The 18,795-nt window shown below is 73.3% G+C and carries 16 protein-coding genes; 10 read left to right on the top strand and 6 right to left on the bottom strand.

Annotated elements, in window-relative coordinates:
- Positions 1-9 precede the first annotated feature (9 nt).
- On the bottom strand, positions 10-621 hold the full coding sequence (locus MTP10_RS14885; protein ID WP_310709746.1) for a TetR/AcrR family transcriptional regulator: 612 nt from the start codon (positions 619-621) through the stop codon (positions 10-12).
- 82 nt (positions 622-703) lie between these two features.
- Between MTP10_RS14885 and glpX the strand changes: the two genes are divergently transcribed.
- Positions 704-1,738: a class II fructose-bisphosphatase gene (gene glpX / locus MTP10_RS14880; protein ID WP_310709745.1), complete on the top strand. Its 1,035-nt coding sequence runs from the start codon at positions 704-706 to the stop codon at positions 1,736-1,738.
- A 23-nt stretch (positions 1,739-1,761) separates the two neighbouring features.
- On the opposite strand, the gene MTP10_RS14875 is transcribed toward glpX, so the two are convergent.
- Entirely contained in the window at positions 1,762-2,409 is a 648-nt protein-coding gene (locus tag MTP10_RS14875) for a DUF1707 domain-containing protein (RefSeq protein WP_310709744.1), read from the bottom strand.
- 177 nt (positions 2,410-2,586) lie between these two features.
- Between MTP10_RS14875 and MTP10_RS14870 the strand changes: the two genes are divergently transcribed.
- Both MTP10_RS14870 and MTP10_RS14865 read left to right on the top strand, forming a co-directional pair.
- A complete protein-coding gene (locus tag MTP10_RS14870) occupies positions 2,587-3,321 on the top strand; it encodes a DUF998 domain-containing protein (protein WP_310709743.1) in 735 nt (244 codons plus the stop codon).
- Between the two features lie 45 nt (positions 3,322-3,366).
- Positions 3,367-4,524 carry an MFS transporter gene (locus MTP10_RS14865; RefSeq protein ID WP_310709742.1) on the top strand — a complete coding sequence of 386 codons (1,158 nt, stop codon included), beginning with the start codon at positions 3,367-3,369 and terminating at the stop codon, positions 4,522-4,524.
- Positions 4,525-4,541: 17 nt separating this feature from the next.
- Here the strand turns inward: MTP10_RS14865 and MTP10_RS14860 are convergent, their stop codons facing one another.
- Positions 4,542-5,480, bottom strand: a complete 939-nt coding sequence (locus MTP10_RS14860; RefSeq protein ID WP_310709741.1) for a Gfo/Idh/MocA family oxidoreductase — start codon at positions 5,478-5,480, stop codon at positions 4,542-4,544.
- A gap of 49 nt (positions 5,481-5,529) precedes the next feature.
- Complete coding sequence (locus MTP10_RS14855; protein ID WP_310709740.1) at positions 5,530-6,930, bottom strand: PLP-dependent aminotransferase family protein; 1,401 nt, start codon at positions 6,928-6,930, stop codon at positions 5,530-5,532.
- A 67-nt stretch (positions 6,931-6,997) separates the two neighbouring features.
- Between MTP10_RS14855 and MTP10_RS14850 the strand changes: the two genes are divergently transcribed.
- Entirely contained in the window at positions 6,998-7,894 is an 897-nt protein-coding gene (locus MTP10_RS14850; protein WP_310709739.1) for a DMT family transporter, read from the top strand.
- A gap of 70 nt (positions 7,895-7,964) precedes the next feature.
- Positions 7,965-9,617, top strand: coding sequence for a fumarate hydratase (locus MTP10_RS14845; RefSeq protein ID WP_310709738.1), 1,653 nt, complete (start codon positions 7,965-7,967; stop codon positions 9,615-9,617).
- Positions 9,618-9,707: 90 nt separating this feature from the next.
- Here the strand turns inward: MTP10_RS14845 and MTP10_RS14840 are convergent, their stop codons facing one another.
- Positions 9,708-9,899, bottom strand: coding sequence for a DUF5999 family protein (locus MTP10_RS14840; RefSeq protein ID WP_310709737.1), 192 nt, complete (start codon positions 9,897-9,899; stop codon positions 9,708-9,710).
- A 690-nt stretch (positions 9,900-10,589) separates the two neighbouring features.
- Between MTP10_RS14840 and MTP10_RS14835 the strand changes: the two genes are divergently transcribed.
- From MTP10_RS14835 to MTP10_RS14825, 3 genes are read left to right on the top strand one after another with little or no spacing between them, the layout of a single operon-like run.
- A complete protein-coding gene (locus MTP10_RS14835) occupies positions 10,590-11,720 on the top strand; it encodes a serine/threonine-protein kinase (RefSeq protein ID WP_310709736.1) in 1,131 nt (376 codons plus the stop codon).
- A 34-nt stretch (positions 11,721-11,754) separates the two neighbouring features.
- Positions 11,755-13,329: a protein kinase domain-containing protein gene (locus MTP10_RS14830; protein ID WP_310709735.1), complete on the top strand. Its 1,575-nt coding sequence runs from the start codon at positions 11,755-11,757 to the stop codon at positions 13,327-13,329.
- 54 nt (positions 13,330-13,383) lie between these two features.
- Positions 13,384-14,778 (top strand): class II fumarate hydratase, encoded by a 1,395-nt coding sequence (locus tag MTP10_RS14825; RefSeq protein ID WP_310709734.1) that lies wholly within the window; start codon positions 13,384-13,386, stop codon positions 14,776-14,778.
- Positions 14,779-14,788: 10 nt separating this feature from the next.
- Here MTP10_RS14825 and trpD read toward each other — a convergent pair whose 3' ends face one another.
- Positions 14,789-15,820: an anthranilate phosphoribosyltransferase gene (gene trpD, locus MTP10_RS14820; RefSeq protein ID WP_310709733.1), complete on the bottom strand. Its 1,032-nt coding sequence runs from the start codon at positions 15,818-15,820 to the stop codon at positions 14,789-14,791.
- 245 nt (positions 15,821-16,065) lie between these two features.
- On the opposite strand from trpD, the gene MTP10_RS14815 reads away from it, so the two are divergent.
- Both MTP10_RS14815 and MTP10_RS14810 read left to right on the top strand, forming a co-directional pair.
- Positions 16,066-16,827: an SDR family oxidoreductase gene (locus MTP10_RS14815; RefSeq protein ID WP_310709732.1), complete on the top strand. Its 762-nt coding sequence runs from the start codon at positions 16,066-16,068 to the stop codon at positions 16,825-16,827.
- A gap of 10 nt (positions 16,828-16,837) precedes the next feature.
- The gene (locus MTP10_RS14810; RefSeq protein ID WP_310709731.1) at positions 16,838-18,766 is read left to right on the top strand and encodes a GAF domain-containing protein; all 1,929 of its coding nucleotides are present in this window, start codon (positions 16,838-16,840) and stop codon (positions 18,764-18,766) included.
- Positions 18,767-18,795 lie beyond the last annotated feature (29 nt).

The raw sequence follows: 18,795 nt of genomic DNA, 5'->3' as shown, positions 1-18,795 counted from the left end.
TTCGCGAGGTTACCCGCTGGTGGTGCCGGTCGCCGAAGCGGCCGGTCGGATCTGCCCGATGATGGCGAGCACGTCCTCGGCGAGCTTCCGGTCGCCGGTGCGCACCACCTCCGACACCGCCGCCGCGAGCGCGCCGGTGATCACCACGACCAGGGCTCCCTCGTCGTCGTCGAACAGGGCGGCGTTGCGCTCCGCCCACTTGCGCAGCCGGTCGCGCATGACCACCTCGAAGCCGGGCGGCCCGTCACCGCGCAGGAACAGCGCGGCCACCTCCCGCTCCTCCAGGCACCCGTCCAGGTAGGCGCGGGCCGCGCGGATGAACACCCGCATCGGGTCGGTCTCACCCTCGGCGCGCGCCTCACGGGCGGCCTGGCTGGTGCGCTGGGCCTGCTTGGCCTGGAACTCCTCGAACAGCGTGAGGTAGAGGTCGGCCTTGCCGGAGAAGTGGTGGTAGAGGCTGCCCACGCTGGCGTCGGCCCGGCCCACGACGTCGGTGACACCCGCCTCGGCGAAGCCCTTGGAGACGAAGACCTCCCGGGCGGCCTTGAGTAGCGCGGTGCGCGTGGCGGCGCCCCGCTCGGAGGTGCGGGCTGTGACCGGCTGTTCCACATCGCTGCTCATGGCAGGCACATTATCCTCCGCTGTCCGGGGATACATGGACAACTACCATCGACTCAGTTGTCCACGAGGAGGGCCTGCCATCATGTCCGATCAGACGTCCGTACCCCCAGCTCTGGCGACGGGCGAGCACGCCCCCGACCGCAACCTCGCACTGGAGCTGGTACGCGTCACCGAGGCGGCCGCGATGGCCGCTGCCCGCTGGGTCGGGCGGGGTGACAAGAACGGGGCGGACGGCGCCGCGGTCAACGCGATGCGCCAGCTGATCAACACGGTCTCCATGAACGGCGTGGTCGTCATCGGCGAGGGCGAGAAGGACGACGCCCCCATGCTGTTCAACGGCGAGCAGGTGGGCGACGGCAGCGGCCCCGAGTGCGACGTGGCGGTCGACCCCATCGACGGCACCCGGCTGACGGCGCTCGGCATGCCCGACGCGGTGTCGGTGATCGCGGTGAGCGAGCGCGGCTCGATGTACGACCCGTCGGCGGTGTTCTACATGGAGAAGCTGGTCACCGGGCCGGAGGCGGCCGACGTGGTGGACATCGAGGCTCCGGTCTCGGCCAACATCCAGGCCGTGGCGCGGGCCAAGGGCTGCTCGGCCTCCGACGTCACGGTGGTGGTGCTCGACCGGCCCCGGCACGAGCAGCTCGTCAAGGAGATCCGGGAGACCGGGGCGCGCATCAAGTTCATCGTGGACGGCGACGTGGCGGGCGCCATCATGGCGGGCCGGATGGGCACGGGCATCGACCTGATGATGGGCATCGGCGGCACCCCCGAGGGCATCGTGGCGGCGTGCGCGCTCAAGTGCCTCGGCGGCGTGATCCAGGGCAAGCTGTGGCCGCGCGACGACGCCGAGCGGCAGCGGGCCATCGACGCCGGGCACGACCTCGGTCAGGTGCTCACCACCAACGACCTGGTCAGCTCCGACGACGTGTTCTTCGCCGCGACGGGCATCACGCAGGGCGAGCTGATGCAGGGCGTGCGGTTCAGCAAGGGCGTGGCGATGACCAGCTCGCTGGTGATGCGCGGGCGCTCGGGCACGATCCGCAAGGTCGACAGCGAGCACCAGCTCTGGAAGCTCCGGGCGTACAGCGCGATCAACTTCGACACCGCGGGCTGAGCCGCCCCCGGGAGCCGGCGGTGTCAGCGGCGCCGCTTGCGGCGGGGCGGCTCCTTGACCTTGACCTCGCCGGCGAAGTTGGTGGTGCGCACCTCCACCACGGGCGCGCCGGGCTCGGTGGGCTGCTTGGTCAGCCGCACGGTCTTGTCCTTGGTCACCCGGATGACCTCCAGGTCCTCCGGGACGTGGATCTCCAGCCCGCCGAAGACGAGCGTGGCGTTGATGACGATCCGCTGGTTCTGCAGGATGGCGTCGCGCAGGTCGAGCTTGGTGGTGCCGAACATGGCGGTCACGTCCAGCTCGGCCGGCACCACCCAGCGGCCGCCGCGCTGCTCCTGCTTGAAGAACGCCGACACCGGCCGGCCGTCGAGCCGCAGCGGCTGCTCCTCCTCCGGCAGCAGGTCGGCGGTGAGGCCGGCGAGGTCGCCGAGGGTACGCGCGGAGTAGACGACGCCGAGCCGCTCCTCCAGCTCGTCGAGCGCGAGCCGGCCATCGGCGTGGGCGTCCTGGAGGACCTGCGCGATGCGCTCGCGGTCGTCGTCGGAGGCGCGCAGCTCGTGCGGCTGCGGGTTGTCGGGCCTGGCGGGACGCCGGGCGCTGATCCACTCCTCGGCCAGTCGCTCGCCGACCTCCTGCAGGCGGGGCAGCCAGGCTCCCGGGCGCTCGTTCACATCTCGACGATATCCGGCGGAAGGCCCGTTCGCTCGCCACCGCCGGTCCGGCCAAGGTGACGACTCCGTACGAGTCCCGGTTTCGTACGGTCATGCGGCCCGAACGACGGTCATGCGGCCCGAACAACAGTCATGCGGTGCGAAAAACGCTCATGTGGTGCGAAGGACGGTCATGCGGTGGGGAGGTACGGAATCTGGCGGCGGGCCGGCCCGTTGACGGAAGAGCCGACCGGAAGAGCGCCCGCAGAGGAGCCCGCGGCGGCGCGGAGGGAGTGGCTGGTGCGGCAGGCGGCGGGATGGGGTCTCGGCGCGGTGGGCGCCGGCGTGGTGGTGATCGCCGGCCTGGACGTGGTCGGCGCCGGGCTGGGCGAGATCAACCCCCTGCGCAGGACCATCAGTGAGCACGGCCTCGGCGCCTACGGCTGGGTCTTCGGCCTCGGCGTGGCGCTGCTCGCGGCCGGGTCGGCGGCCATCGGCGTCGCGCTGGCCCGCACGCGACTGGCGGGGGTGTTCGGCACGCTGGCGCTGATGGCGTGGAGCGCGGGCCTGCTGGTGACGGCCTGGTTCCCCAAGCACGACTGGTCCGTCGGGCCGAGCCTGAGCGGCAGCATCCACCGGGCGGGGAGCCTGGTGGCGTTCCTGAGCCTGCCGGTGGCGGCGCTGGTCATCGCCCGCCCGTGGCGGCACACCGGGCGGCGCGGCCCCGCGCTGGCGGCCTTCGGCTTCGGCCTCGGCTCGGCGTTGTGGGTGGCGGGGATCGTCGCGGTGGTGCTGGTGGGGGCGCGCGGCGGGCTGGCGTGGTGGCAGGTGATGCCGCTCGGCCTGGTGGAGCGCGGCCTGGCGGTCACGGAGGTGGCCGCCGTGGTGGCTCTGGGTGCGTGTGCCCTGGCGAAAGGGCCGGTCGAGCGCTAACCTGACCGCGCCTCACGTTTGCTGACCCCCCACCTGGAGGCCGCCGTGCCGACCCCCCGTGATCGTCAGGCCCGCATCGCCACGTTCGGCGCCTACGCCGTGCAGGGACTGTCGTTCGCGACCCTGCTGACGCAGGTCGCCGCGCTGCAGCACCGGCACGAGCTCGACGAGGGCACGCTCACCCTGCTCCTTCTCGTCGTGCCGGTCTTCGCGGGCGTCGGAAGCGTCGCCGCCGGCTCGTTCGCCGCGCGTCTGGGCAGCAAGCCGCTGCTGCGGGCCGCGCAGCCGGCCGTCGCCGTCGCCGTGGTGCTCGCCGGTCTCGCCCCGAGCGTGCCGCTGCTGCTGGTCGCGTTGCTGCTGTTCGGGCTGGCGGTCGGAGCGGTGGACGCGGGTATCAACATGCAGGGCGTGGCGGTCGAGCGGAGGTACGGCAGGGCCGTGCTGAACGGCTTCCACTGCGTGTGGAGCGTGTTCAGCCTGCTCGGCGCGCTGTGGGCGTCGGCCGCGGCCGGGCTCGACCTCGCGGTGGTCATGAGCGTGCCGATGGTGCTGGCCGTGGCGGCCTCGCTCTACGCCGGGCCGAGGCTCTGCACCGTCGAGGAGGAGAAGGTCGAGCACACGGAGGCGACGGCCGGCGGCCGGTTCCCGTGGCGGCCGATCATCCCGCTCTGCCTGGCGATGGGCTTCCTGTACGTCGGCGACGCCGCGGTCTCGAATTTCAGCACGGTCTTCATGAAGGACGTCCTGGCCGCCACCCCCGGCGTGGTACCGCTGGCCTACGCCGCCTACCAGGCCACGACGCTGGCCGTACGGCTCGGCGGCGACCTGGCGGTGCGCAGGTACGGCCCGGCGGCCATCGTGCGGATCGGCGGCGCGATCGCGACGCTCGGCTTCCTCGGCATCGTGCTCTCGTCGAGCCAGCCGCTGGCCATCGTGGCGTTCGGGCTGACCGGCGTGGGACTGTCCGTGGTGGCGCCGCAGTCGTTCTCGGCGGCGGGGCGCCTGGACCCGGCGGGCACGGGCGTGGCCATCGCCCGGGTCAACCTGTTCAACTACGTGGGCTTCATCGTCGGCGCGGCCCTGGTGGGCGGCCTGGCCGACTCCTTCGACATGCGGATCGCGTTCGCCGCGCCGTTCCTGCTGGCGGGCGTGATCATCGTGCTGGCCAGAGGCTTCGAGCCCGCGGTCAAGACGCCGGCCTAGCGCGCTTCGGCCTGGGATCAGCGCCGTACCTCGGCCACCTCGACCGGGCGGCGCTCGCGGCGTGACAGCTCCGCGGCCTCGGCGACGTACAGGGCCTCCAGCGCGTCCTCGATGGGACACAGGCGGGGGTCGCCGCGCAGGAAGCCGTCGATCTCGTCGACGTACGCCTGCCGGAAGCGGGCGACGAAGTCCGGCCACGGCTCCTCCGAGGGCTCCAGCCCCTCCGAGGAGCGCAGCGGCGCCCGCGGGCTCAGCCCCACGACGTGCGTGCCCTTGCTGCCGGCCAGCTCCATGCGCACGTCGTACCCGGCGCCGTTGTAGCGCGAGCCCTGCACGGTGGCGAGCGTGCCGTCGTCGAGGGTGAGCAGCGCCGCGCTGGTGTCCACGTCGCCCGCCGCGGCGAAGAACGGGGCGCCCCGGTTGGCGCCGGTCGCGTAGACGATCGCGACCTCGCGGCCGGTCACCCAGCGCAGGATGTCGAAGTCGTGGATATGGCAGTCGCGGTAGATGCCGCCGGACAGCGGGATGTACTCGGCGGGCGGCGGCGCCGGGTCGGCGGTGATCAGGTGGACCCGGTGCAGCTCTCCCAGCTCGCCACCGCGCAGCGCCGTCGCCGCGCTCACGTACCCGGGGTCGAACCTGCGCTGGAAGCCGATCCGCACCCGGTGTCCGCGGGCCGCCCGGAGCACCTCCAGGGTCCGCTCGACGTCGCCCGCCACCGGCTTCTCGCAGAACGCGGGGACACCCCTGCGACACGCCTCCAGGAGCAGGTCGGCGTGCGTGCCGGTGGGGGTGGCGATGACCACGGCGTCGGCCTCGAACGGGTCGCCCGGCCTGCCGTACGGCGACGTGCGCACGGGATCGGCCACGATCAGCTCGTGCACCAGCGGGTGCGCGGCCAGGGTCTCGGCGTGGAAGGCCCCGATCCGGCCCAGGCCCAGCAGTCCCACACGCATGGCGCCTCCAAGGTGACGGTCGCTCTCTTTGTAGGCGAGCCCGCGCGCCTCAGTCAATAGTTTGTCCTGACATTCTGACCTTCAGCCCTCGTACGGCCCGCTCCGCCCGGTGTGCCGGCAGCCGGGAGAAGCCCGCGGCCACCGCCGGGCCGCCCGGTGTGAAGCGCATCGGGCCCACGGCCTCCATGGCCAGGCCCAGCTCGCGGGCGGCCTCCACCACCTGGTGCTCGTCCCAGTCGGCCGGCAGGTCGAGGTAGGCGTGCAGGCCCGCCTCGATGCCCCGGACCCGGACCTCGGGAAGGTGCTCCGCCAGCGCCCTGACCAGGGCGTCCCTGCGGCTGCGGTACTCCCGGCGCATGCGGCGCAGGTGCCGGTCGTAGCCGCCGGTGCGCAGGAAGCCGGCCAGGGCGTACTGCTCGATCACCGGCGAGCCCAGGTCGAACTCGCCCCGCGCCAGCCGTACCGCCCCCGCCAGCGACGGCGGGGCCACCACCCAGCCGAGCCGCAGCCCCGGTGCCAGCGCCTTGCTGACGCTGCCGGCCAGCACCACCCGGTCGGGCGCGAGGCCCTGCAGGCAGCCCACCGGGTCGCGGTCGAAGCGGAACTCGGCGTCGTAGTCGTCCTCCAGCACGATCGCGTCGGCGTCCTGCGCCCACTCCACGAGCGCGGCCCGCCTGCAGGGCGACAGCACCACGCCCGTCGGGTACTGGTGGGCCGGTGTGACCAGCGCCGCGCGAGCCGGGCGCTCGCGCAGCGCGGCGACGTCGACGCCCTGCCCGTCGACCGGCACGGGCAGCAGCTCGGCGCCCGCGCGGCGCAGCAGGGGGATCTGCCGGTGGCTGGTCGGATCCTCCACGGCCAGCCCGAACCCATCGCCCTGCGGCGCGCTGGACGCCTGCGCGGCGAGCACGTGCAGGACCAGGCTGAGGCCCTGGGCGACGCCGCCCACGATGACGAGGTTCTCCGGCTCCACGTCCGCCGCGCGCACCCGCCGCAGGTAGCCGGCCAGCTCCTCGCGCAGCTCCGGGATGCCGCCCGGGTCGCCGTAGTCGAGGGCGTCGGACGGGATGGTGGCCAGGGCCTGCCGCAGCGCCGCCAGCCAGCGCTCGCGCGGGAAGTGGCCGAGGTCGGGCGAGGTCGCCCTGCTCCGGTGGTCGTGGTACGGCACCTGCTCCTCGCCGCCGGGCCCGCGCTGACAGGCGGCCGCGGCCGGCGCCACGCGGGTGCCGGAGCCGACGCGCGAGACGAGGAAGCCCTCCGCGACGAGCTGCTCGTACGCCTCCACCACGACCCCGCGCGACACCCCGAGGTCGGTGGCCAGGTCGCGGCTGGACGGGAGCCGGTCGCCGGGCGCCAGCCGGCCCGACCGGACCGCCTCCCGCAGGCCGGAGGCCACCTGCGCGGCCACGCCACCCCGCTCGTGATCCACCGGTACGTACAGATCGGCCATTGGTCCTCATTCGCGGCAGCAGATTGGACTGTTTGGGAGAGCCATTGTCTCCCTAGCATGCTCGTACATGGGCAAAGGTGTCGTGAGCGCCGCGAGCGCCATGTTCCTCGTGGGAACGCTGGCCGGAGTGTCCGGCCTGGTCAAGGACTATCCCGTGTACGGCGGGCAGGCGGTGCGCTACCTGCTCGCCGCCGTCGTGCTGCTGGTCATGACCCGGGCCATGGGGCTGCGGTTCGTCCGGCTGACGCCGCGGGAGTGGGGGCTGCTCGGCGCGCTGTCGCTGACGGGACTGGCGCTGTTCAACGTGTGCGTGACCGAGTCGGCCGGCGCCGCCGGGCCCGCGCTGGTCGGCACCGTGCTGGGCGCCGTGCCGCTGGCCCTGGCGCTGGCGGGCGGGCGGCCCGCGCCCCGGCTGCTGGCGGGGGCGGGCGTGGTCGTGGCGGGCGCGACGCTGGCCACCGGGCTCGGCAGCGGCAACCTGCACGGCCTGCTGTGGGCGCTCGGCGCGTTCGCCGGGGAGATCGCCTTCTCGCTGCTGGCCCTCCCGCTGCTGCCCAAGCTGGGTGCGGTACGGGTGAGCGCGTACTCGACGGCGCTGGCCGTGCCCCTGCTGACCGTGATCGGGATGGTGCGGGAGGGCACGGGCATGCTCCGGGTGCCGACCGTCGCAGAGGCGGCCGGGTTCGCCTACCTGGCCTTCGTGGTCACCGTGGTGGCGTTCTTCCTGTGGTACACGGCGCTTCCGCAGCTCGGTCCGGGGCGGGCCGGGCTGTTCGCGGGCCTCATCCCGGTGGGGGCCATCGCGACCGGCGCGGTGCTGGGCATCGCGACGCCGTCCGGCTACGACCTGCTGGGCGCGGGGCTGGTGGTGTGCGGCATCCTCGTCGGCCTCACCGCCCGCCGCCCCGCGCCGCCCGCTCCCGGGCCCGTCCCCGTGCCGGACCTCGCCGCCGAGCGCACGTGAGCCCGGGCCGGAGGCCGGGCGGGAGCCGGCCTCGCGTGGGCGTACGCTTTGGGAAATCGAAAGGATGGGCATGGCCGAGTTCGACTACACCGATCTTCTCCCGCTGGGCGCCGACGACACCACGTACCGGCTGATCACCTCGGAGGGGGTGCGGAGAGTCGAGGCGGCCGGCCGCACGTTCCTGGAGGTCGACCCCGAGGCGCTGCGGCTGCTCACCGAGACGGCCGTGCACGACATCTCCCACTTCCTGCGCCCGTCCCACCTGGCCCAGCTCCGCAAGATCATCGATGACCGGGAGTCCAGCGGCAACGACCGGTTCGTGGCGCTCGACCTGCTGAAGAACGCCTCGATCTCGGCCGGCGGCGTGCTGCCCATGTGCCAGGACACCGGCACCGCGATCGTCATGGGCAAGCGCGGCCGCCACGTGCTGACCGACGGCCGCGACGCCGAGCACGTCGCGCGCGGCGTGTACGACGCCTACACCCGGCTCAACCTGCGCTACTCCCAGATGGCCCCGCTGACCATGTGGGAGGAGAAGAACACGGGCAACAACCTGCCCGCCCAGATCGAGCTCTACGCCGAGGACCCCCACGGCCACCCCGACGAGTACAAGCTGCTGTTCATGGCCAAGGGCGGCGGCTCGGCCAACAAGTCGTTCCTCTACCAGGAGACCAAGGCGGTGCTCAACGAGAAGCGCATGCTGGCCTTCCTGGAGGAGAAGATCCGCTCACTCGGCACCGCGGCCTGCCCGCCGTACCATCTGGCGATCGTCGTCGGCGGCACCTCCGCCGAGTACGCGCTGAAGACGGCCAAGTACGCCAGCGCCCGCTACCTCGACTCGATCCCCACCGAGGGATCGCCGTCCGGGCATGGCTTCCGCGACCTGGAGCTGGAGGCCAAGGTCTTCGAGCTGACCCAGAAGCTCGGCATCGGCGCCCAGTTCGGCGGCAAGTACTTCTGCCACGACGTGCGGGTCATCCGGCTGCCCCGCCACGGCGCCTCCTGCCCGGTCGCCATCGCCGTCTCCTGCTCGGCCGACCGGCAGGCCCTGGCGAAGATCACGCCGGAGGGCGTCTTCCTGGAGCAGCTGGAGACCGACCCGGCCCGCTTCCTGCCGGAGACCACCGACGAGCACCTGTCGGACGACGTCGTCAAGGTGGACCTCAACCGGCCCATGCCGGAGATCCTCGCCCAGCTCACCAAGTACCCGGTCAAGACGCGCCTTTCGCTGACCGGCCCGCTCGTCGTCGCCCGCGACATCGCGCACGCCAAGATCGCCGAGCTGCTCGACGACGGTGGCGAGATGCCGCAGTACCTGAAGGACCACGCCGTCTACTACGCGGGGCCGGCCAAGACGCCCGAGGGCTACGCGTCGGGCTCGTTCGGGCCGACGACGGCCGGGCGGATGGACTCCTACGTGGAGCGCTTCCAGGCGGCCGGGGGCTCGATGGTCATGCTCGCCAAGGGCAACAGGTCGCGCCAGGTGACCGAGGCGTGCCGGCAGCACGGCGGCTTCTACCTGGGCTCCATCGGCGGGCCGGCGGCGCGGCTGGCGCAGGACTGCATCAGGAAGGTGGAGGTCCTGGAGTATCCGGAGCTGGGCATGGAGGCGGTGTGGAAGATCGAGGTGGAGGACTTCCCCGCGTTCATCGTCGTGGACGACAAGGGCGACGACTTCTTCGACGATCGCACGGGGCCGGTGCTGTCGATCGGCCGCCGCTGACCTGAGCCGCGAGGAGGCCCCGCCGGGCACGTCGACCGGCCGGGGCCTTCGGCGTTTCCGGGGTCACCGAAGGCGGCGCGGGGAGGCGGGTCAGGCCAGGACGGCGGCTCGGTGGGGGGCCACGACGCTGCCGTCGGGCAGCAGCAGGCCGGTGTCCTCGAAGAGCACGACGCCGTTGCAGAGCAGGCTCCAGCCCTGGTCGGGGTGGGCCGAGATCACATGGGCCGCCTCACGGTCGGGCGATACCGCGGCGGGGCAGACGGGGAAGTGACTGCAGCACATCGTGCACCTCTCAGATGACGCTCCTGCGATGGGTTTCAGAAGGGCAGCTTGCGCCCCGACGGAGTGCGAAGGTCGAGGGAGGGGCCGGCCGGCTTCCTCGGCCGGGGGTGAACCTGGGTCTGGCGCATCCTCATCACGTCCTTCGGGTGAAGCCGTCATGATCGCTGACTTGGTCGTGCCTCCGACGCGTGCTCCCCATTCTGCCGATCGTGGCGGTCACTTTCCGGATTCTTGGGGAGTCGCCTCGTTAGTAGCTTCACTCTGCACCCACCCCCTTACGACACCCTTACAACCGGCCTACCGCACCCCAGAGTTCCCGGCGCACCCCTTCCCGTGCTGACTGAGCCCCCTTTATCGGCGTAATGCGCTTTTCTCCGGACCTGGGCAAGCCATCCCGGAAAGGGGCTCGGAGCTGGGGAAATGCCATTCCGTATCGGGTGCGGAACGGTCGGGAGTCACGGCGTACGGGACCGGGGTCCGCGGCGGGCACGTACACGCGGCGGCGCGCGCATCCCTTGCGGCGCGGCGGCCGGGCCCCCACCATGTGGACGGGCACGACACTTCGCGCGTCCATGGGCGCGCCGAGCAGGCTCGCTGACGGGGCGAGTCAGACGGGTTGACTTGGATTCGCAACATTTTATCGGCCGGGCCTCTACTGGTCGGTTTACACAAATAGGTAAGCTGCCAGGCATGCGTGCGCCCTCCGGTTACCTTCTCGCCGCGCGCTACCGGCTCCTGGAGCCGGTCGGACGCGGCGGCATGGGCACCGTGTGGCGGGCGCACGACGAGCTGCTCGACCGCTACGTCGCGGTCAAGGAGGTACGCCTGCCGGCGGTCCTCGACGAGGAGCTGCGGGCGGAGCTGTGCGCCCGCACCGAGCGCGAGGGCCGGGCCACGGCGATGGTGGCGCACCCGTCGGTCATCACGGTGTTCGACGTCGTGACCGAGGACGACCGGCCGTGGATCGTCATGGAGCTGCTGCAGGCGAGGTCGCTGGAGCAGCTCATCCAGCAGGAGGGACCGCTCCATCCGCGCCGGGCAGCGGAGATCGGCCGGCAGATCCTCGGCGCGCTGCGGGCCGTGCACGCCAAGGGCATCCTGCACCGCGACGTGAAGCCCAGCAACGTGCTCGTCACCGACGACCGGGCCGTGCTCACCGACTTCGGCCTGGCGGCGCTGGAGGGCGACGTCTCGATCACGCAGGCGGGCATCGTGCTGGGCTCGGCGGGCTACATCGCGCCGGAGCGGGTGCTCGGCGCCAAGGCCAGCCCCGCCGGCGACCTGTGGTCGCTCGGCGCGACGCTCTACACCGCCGTCGAGGGCAGGGGCCTGCACGGCCGCCGTACGGCCGCCGCGGCCCTGGCGGCGCTGACCAGCGGCGAGCCCATCCCGATGACCAAGGCGGGCCCGCTCGCGCCCGTGCTGGACGCGCTGCTCCGGATCGACCCGGAGACCCGCCTCGACTCCGTGCGCGCCTCGCTCATGCTGGCGCGCGTGGCGGCGGGCGGCTCGGCCGAGGAGCCACTGGCCTCCCGCAGGCCCGTACGAGCGGCACAGGCGGCGACCGCGGCCTCTTTCCCACGCCGGCCCGCGCATCGCGGGCTGCACAGAGCCGACGCCATGCAGCGGGCCGACATCCTGGCCGCCCCGGTCACGGTGCCCTCGCCCAGGCAGGAGCGCCGGCCCGGCGAAGGCGTCCATCGCCGGCGGGTGGAGCAGCGGCCCGCGACTCCGTCGATCTATGCCCGCGTCATGACGGCGGTGATAAAGTTGTGCCTTCCTCGAAGGTTCTGGCCAAGGGAACTTCGCAAGCGAGGCTAAAGCACTTTCCAAGCGAAATAGATATCTTCTTCTCATGCCGGAACACCAGACACGCCTGCTCGCCGAGCGCTACGAGCTCATCTCTCCGCTCGGGCGAGGGACGATGGGGACGGTGTGGCGCGCCAGGGACCGTGCCCTCGGCCGCGAGGTGGCGGTCAAGGAGATCCGGCAGGACTCCGGACTCACCGAGGAGCAGCGGGCCGAGCTGCGCGAGCGCATGGTCCGCGAGGGCCGCATCGCGGCGCGCATCAGCCACCCGGCCGTCGCCGCCATCCACGACGTGCTCATCGAGGACGGCAGCCCGTGGATCATCATGGAGCTGGTCGAGGCCCGCTCCCTGGAGCAGGTGATCGACGAGGAGGGGCCGCTGCCGCCCCGGCTGGTCGCCGAGCTCGGCGTCGACCTGCTCGGCGCGCTGCGGGCCGCGCACGCCCAGGGCATCACGCACCGCGACGTCAAGCCGGGCAACGTGCTCATCACCGAGACCGGTCGCGTGGTGCTGACCGACTTCGGCATCGCCAAGGCCGAGGGCGATCCCAGGCTCACCAAGACCGGCATGGTGATCGGCTCCCCCGGCTACACCGCTCCGGAGCGCGCCAGGGGCGAGTACACCGGTCCCGAGTCCGACATCTGGTCGCTCGGGGCGACGCTGTACTTCGCCGTCGAGGGGCGTCCCGCGTACGAGCGGGCCTCGATCGCGGAGACGCTCGCGGCGCTGCTGAGCGAGAACGCCGACCCGCCCACCCAGGCGGGCCAGCTCGGGCCCGTGCTGACCGGGCTGCTGAACAAGGACCACAGGAAGCGGCTGAGCGCGGCCAAGGCCGAGACCATGCTGCGGATGGTCGCCGACACCCCCACCCACGAGATGCCGGTCATCACCGCCGAGGCCCTGACCGGCCAGGAGGCCTCCGTGCCCGACGCCACCAACCCCGCCAGCGGCTCCAGGACGCCGGGCTCGCCGGCGTCCGGCCCTCAGCGGGGAGCGGGCGCGCGTCCTCAGGCCGGTCCCCAGCAGGCCGGTCCCGAGCAGGCCGGACCTCAGCAGGCCGGGCCTCAGCAGCCCGCCGCCCAGCAGGCCGGTTCCCAGCAGCCCGGCCCTCAACGGCCCGGCGCCCAGGGACCGGGCCGTGTGGTGCCCGACTCCGAGCGCACGGTCAGCCTGATGCGGCCCAAGACCCCGCTCCCGGGCCGCCCCCAGCAGGGGCCGCCCGCCGACGAGGGGTCCCTCCAGACCCAGCGGATCCAGACGCCCCGGCCCCACAGCGCTCCCCCCGGCCAGCAGGTCTACCCGCCGGCTCCGGGCCAGCAGCCCGCCCGCCCCGTGCCGCAGGGCCGGCCCGGCCAGTACCCCCAGCAGCCGATCTCCGGTCAGGGCCCCTACCAGGGTCCTCCCCCCGGCCCCCACCAGCCGGGCCCGGCACCCTACGGGCCGCAGGGGATGGCCACGGAGCGGCCCGACTCCAAGGGGCTCGGCACCGACCTGTTCGCCATCGCGGGGCCCGAGGAGCGGCCCGCCGGCAACCGCACGGGCATGCTCGTCCTCATGGCGGTGGCCGCCGCGGCCGCCGTGATGATCGCGATCCTCATCGTGGCCATCCTGTCGAGCTGATCCGGCACGCCCGCGCCCCCGATTGAGACGTCCGGCGTGGGACAGACTGGGGGCATGAGCGAGTTCCGCATCGAAACAGACTCGATGGGCGAGGTGCGCGTGCCCGCCGGAGCCAGGTGGCGCGCGCAGACCCAGCGGGCGGTCGAGAACTTCCCGATCTCCGGACGGCCCCTGGAGCCGTCGCACATCGCCGCGCTCGGCCTCATCAAGGCCGTGGCCGCCGAGGTCAACGCCGAGCTGGGCGTCCTGGACAAGGACCTGGCCGAGGCCATCGCGCAGGCCGCGGCCGACGTCGCCGAGAACGAGCACGACGACCACTTCCCGATCGACGTCTTCCAGACCGGCTCCGGCACCTCGTCCAACATGAACGCCAACGAGGTCGTCGCCCACCTCGCGCAGGAGCGGCTGGGCCGGCCCGTCCACCCCAACGACCACGTGAACGCCTCGCAGTCGTCCAACGACGTCTTCCCCACCTCCATCCACGTGGCGGCGGCGACCGAGGTGACCTACCACCTGATGCCCTCGCTGGAGCACCTGGCGGCGAGCCTGCGGGCCAAGGCCCTCCAGTTCGACCAGGTGGTGAAGTCGGGGCGGACCCACCTGATGGACGCGACGCCGGTGACGCTCGGGCAGGAGTTCGGCGGCTACGCCTCGCAGATCGAGCACGGGCTGGTGCGGGTGAAGTCGGCGCTCGGGCACGTGCTGGAGCTGCCGCTGGGCGGCACGGCCGTGGGCACCGGCATCAACACCCCGCCGGGCTTCGCCGAGAAGGCCATCGCCAAGCTGCGCGAGGCGACCGGCATCCCGTTCCGCGAGGCGCTGGACCACTTCGAGGCGCAGAGCGCGCAGGACTCGATCGTCGAGCTGTCGGGTCAGCTCAAGGTCGTGGCCGTGTCCCTCAACAAGATCGCCAACGACCTGCGCTGGATGGGCTCCGGGCCGCGCGCCGGGCTCGGCGAGATCAACCTGCCCGACCTCCAGCCGGGCTCGTCCATCATGCCGGGCAAGGTCAACCCGGTGATCCCCGAGGCCACGGCCATGGTGGCGGCGCAGGTCATCGGCAACGACGCCGCCATCACGTTCGCGGGCGCCTCGGGGACGTTCGAGCTCAACGTGCAGCTCCCGGTGATCGCGCGCAACATCCTGGAGTCGATCCGGCTGCTCGCGAACGTGTCGCGGCTGCTCGCCGACCGCTGCGTGGCGGGCATCACGGCCAACGCCGAGCGGCTGCGCGAGTACGCGGAGTCCTCGCCGTCGATCGTCACCCCGCTCAACCGGTACGTCGGCTACGAGGAGGCGGCGCGCATCGCCAAGCAGGCCCTGGCCGAGCGCAAGACCGTCCGGGAGGTGGTCGTCGAGCGCGGCCACGTCGCGTCCGGCAAGATCACCGAGGAGCAGCTCGACGCGGTCCTCGACGTGCTGGCCATGACGAACTCCGGCAAGGACTGACCGGCGCCGCTCAGCCGGTGGCGCGGGCCCAGCGGGCCAGCAGCGCGGCCGCGGCCCCGGACTCGACGGCGTCGGCCGCGCGCTTGCGGGCCGCTCCCAGGGACGGGACGAGGTCGGCGGCGGGCGGGGCCCCTTCGGCGGCCACGAGCGCGGCGGCGGCGTTGAGCAGCACGATGTCGAGCACCGGTCCCGGCTCGCCCGCCAGGACCGCGCGGGCGACCGCGGCGTTGTGCTCGGCGTCGCCGCCGCGCAGGTCCTCCGGGCGGCCCCGCGGGATGCCGAGGTCGGCGGGGTCGAACGGGGTCGCGGTGACCTTGCCGCGGCGTACCACCCAGATCGTGGACGGGCCGGTGGTGGTCAGCTCGTCGAGGCCGTCGTCGCCGCGGAAGACGAGCGCGGAGCAGCCGCGCCGGGCGAGCACACCCGCGATCACCGGCGCCATGCGCGCGTCCGCGACACCCACGGCCTGCGCGGCGGGCAGCGCCGGGTTGGTGAGCGGGCCGAGGAAGTTGAAGAACGTGGGCACGCCGAGCTGGCGCCGGACGGGCGAGGCGTGTCTCATCGCCGGGTGGAAGGCCCCGGCGAAGCAGAAGGTGATGCCCACCTCCTCGGCGATCCGCACCACCTGGGCCGGCGGCAGCTCGACGCGCACGCCCAGCGCCTCCAGCACGTCGGCCGCGCCCGTGGTCGAGGAGGAGGCCCGGCCGCCGTGCTTGACCACGCGGGCCCCGGCCGCCGCGGTCACGACGGCGGCCATGGTGGAGATGTTGACCGTGCCCGCCCGGTCGCCGCCGGTGCCGACGAGGTCCACCGTCTCGCCCGGCACCCTGATCGCGTACGAGCGGGCCAGCATGCCGTCGGCCAGGCCCGTCACCTCGTCCACGGTCTCGCCCTTGGCGCGCAGGGCCACGGCGAAGCCGGCGATCTGGGCGTCCGTGGCCGCGCCGGACATGATCTGGTCCATCGCCCACGCGGTCTGGTGTGCCTGGAGGGAGGAGCCGTCGAGGAGCGAGCCGAGCAGGGAGGCCCAGGTGATCGTCATGTGAACGCCCTTTCGCTGGTCGAGGTGCTCGACGGGGGGCGTCCCGGACATGCGGGCGGCCGCCTCGTCGAGGCGGCCGGGGTGCGTATGCGCGTGCGGGTCCGCCTAGGAGGCGGGCCACCACTGCTGCGCGTACGCGGTCATGGGGCAAACTGTATCAGCCGGGCCGGCCCACATACGGCGATGGTGATCTGTGTAGCCGGGCCCCATCATGCGGCCGCGGCGCAGCGCCTAGGGTCGGAGGTATGGCGAACGAACTGACCGGTGCGCTGACGGGGCGGACCGCGCTGGTGACCGGGGCGGGCGGCGGCATCGGGGCCGCCTGCGCGCGGCGGCTGGCCGCCGCGGGGGCGCACGTGCTCGTCGTCGACCGCAGGGCGGACGCGGCCGGGAAGGTGGCCGCCGAGGTGGGCGGCACGGCCGTGGTGGCCGACCTGGGCGATCCGGGATTCGCCGAGGGGCTGCCCGCCGACGTGGACATCGTGGTCAACAACGCCGGGTTCCAGCACGTGGCGCCCATCGAGGAGTTCCCGCCGGAGGTCTTCGCCACCATGCTGCGCGTGATGGTGGAGGCGCCGTTCCGCATCGCGCGGCGGGTGCTGCCCGGCATGTACGCCCGGGAGTGGGGCCGGTTCGTCAACATCTCGTCGGTCCACGGGCTGCGCGCCTCGCCGTACAAGTCGGCGTACACGACGGCCAAGCACGCGCTGGAGGGCCTGTCCAAGACGATCGCGCTGGAGGGCGGCCCGCACGGCGTGACCTCGACCTGCGTCTGCCCCGGGTACGTGCGCACGCAGCTCGTGGAGGACCAGATCGCCGACCAGGCCAGGGCCCACGGCATCGACCCGGGTGAGGTCGTCGAGGACGTCATGCTGAGACCCGCGGCGATCAAGCGTCTCATCGAGCCGGAGGAGGTGGCCGAGCTGGTCGCGTACCTGTGCGGCCCGAGCGGCTCGTTCATCACGGGCGTCTCGCTGCCCGTCGACGGCGGCTGGACGGCGCGGTAGCCCCGACGTCATGAACACGCCCGCCACCCACTTCCTGGAGCTGCTCGCCCGTGAGGCGTCGGCCGTGGAGTTCGAGGGGCCGATCATCCAGGCCCGCGCCGAGGGGGCCGACGCGGCGACGATCGAGGAGCTCGAGCGCGCCAAGATCGAGGCGCTCAGGGTGCGGGCGCTGCTGCGACGGCGGGCCAGGCGCGAGGCCGAGCTGTCCGCCCTGTACGACACGGCCGGCGACCTGGCCGCGCTGCGCGACCTGGACGCGGTGCTGGAGGCGATCGTCCACCGGGCCAGGCAGCTCCTGGGCACCGACACGGCGTACATGACCCTGCACGACCCGGAGCGGGGCGACACGTACATGCGGGTCACCGACGGGTCGATCTCGGCGAAGTTCCGTGCGCTGCGGCTGGACATGGGGGCCGGGCTCGGCGGGCTGGTGGCGCAGTCGGCCACCCCGTACGCCACGGCCGACTACTTCGCCGACGCCAGGTTCCGTCACAAGGACGACATCGACGAGGCCGTCAAGGAAGAGGGCCTGGTCGCGATCCTCGGCGTTCCGCTGCGGCTGGGGCAGCGGGTGATCGGCGTGCTGATGGCGGCCGACCGCAGTGCCCGGCCCTTCCACCAGGAGGAGGTGTCGCTGCTGGCGAGCCTGGCGGCGCACGCGGCGGTCGCCATCGACAACGCCCGGCTGCTCCAGGAGACGCGCAACGCGCTGGAGGAGCTGTCCAGCGCCCATCGCACCGCCCGGGCGCACGCCGAGGCCGTGGAGCGGGCCGCGCTCGCGCACGACCGCATGACGTCGCTGGTCCTGCGGGGCGGCGGCATCGAGGACGTGGCGGCCGTGGTGACCGACGTGCTGGGCGGCTCGCTGGCCGTGCTCGACGACCTGGGCATGCCGATCGCGGGGCCGCTCGACGGGGCCGTGGGCGAGCTGGACGCGGGCGTGTTCGAGGCCGCGCAGGCGTCGCGGGCGCTGGGCCGTACGGTGCGCAGAGGAGACCTGCGGATCGCGTCGGTGGACGTCGGCGGGGAGCCGCTGTGCACGCTGGTCCTGCGCAGCGACGACGCCGACGAGCGGATCCTGGAGCGGGCGGCGCTGGTGTGCGCGCTGCTGCTGCTGTTCCGCCGCAGCGTGGCCGAGGCCGAGGGGCGGGTGCGGGGCGAGCTGCTGGACGACCTGATCTCCCGGCCCGGCACTCCCGGCCTGACGGACCGGGCGCGGCGGCTCGGCGTGGACCTGGGCGCGCCGCACGTGGTCGTGGCCGCCCGGCACGACGGGCAGCGGGAACGGGCCGCGTTCTGGGCGTCGTCGCACGCCGCGGTGCGTCACGGGCTGGCCGCGGGCCGGGCCGGCGAGGTCGTGCTGCTCCTGCCCGGCGACGACGCGGGCGCGCTCGCTCAGCGCGTCGCCGCCGAGCTGAGCGCCTCGCTGGGCACGCCGGCGACGGCGGGCGCCTCACGGGTGGGCGACAGGGCGGGTGACGTGGCGGGCGACAGGGCCGGTGACAGGGCCGGTGACAGGGCCGGTGACAGGGCCGGTGACGTGGCCGGGGCCTACCGCGAGGCGCGGCGGTGCGCGGAGGCGCTGATCGCGCTGAGCCGCGCCGGCGACGGCGCGAGCGCCGCCGAGCTGGGCTTCGTCGGCCTGCTCATCGGCGAGGGCCGCGACGTGCACGGCTTCGTCCGCTCGGCGCTCGGCCCCGTCGTCGACTACGACACCCGCCGGGGCACCGCGCTGACCGGCACGCTGGCCGCCTACTTCGGCACGGGCTGCTCCCCGTCCCGTACGGCCGAGGTCATGCACATCCACGTCAACACCGTCACCCAGCGGCTCGACCGCATCGGCAAGCTCCTCGGCGACGGCTGGTCGGAGCCGGAGCGGGCGCTGGAGATCCAGCTCGCGCTCCGCCTGCACCGCCTCGGCCACACATCGGCGCCGTAGACTGTGGGCTTCGCCCCCATATAAGTGAC

Origin of the sequence: Nonomuraea sp. 3-1Str (genome assembly GCF_031570565.1) — a bacterium.
Taxonomy (GTDB): Bacteria; Actinomycetota; Actinomycetes; order Streptosporangiales; family Streptosporangiaceae; genus Nonomuraea.
Note: the sequence above shows the minus strand (reverse complement) of the source record. Positions and strands in the feature narration are given on the sequence as shown.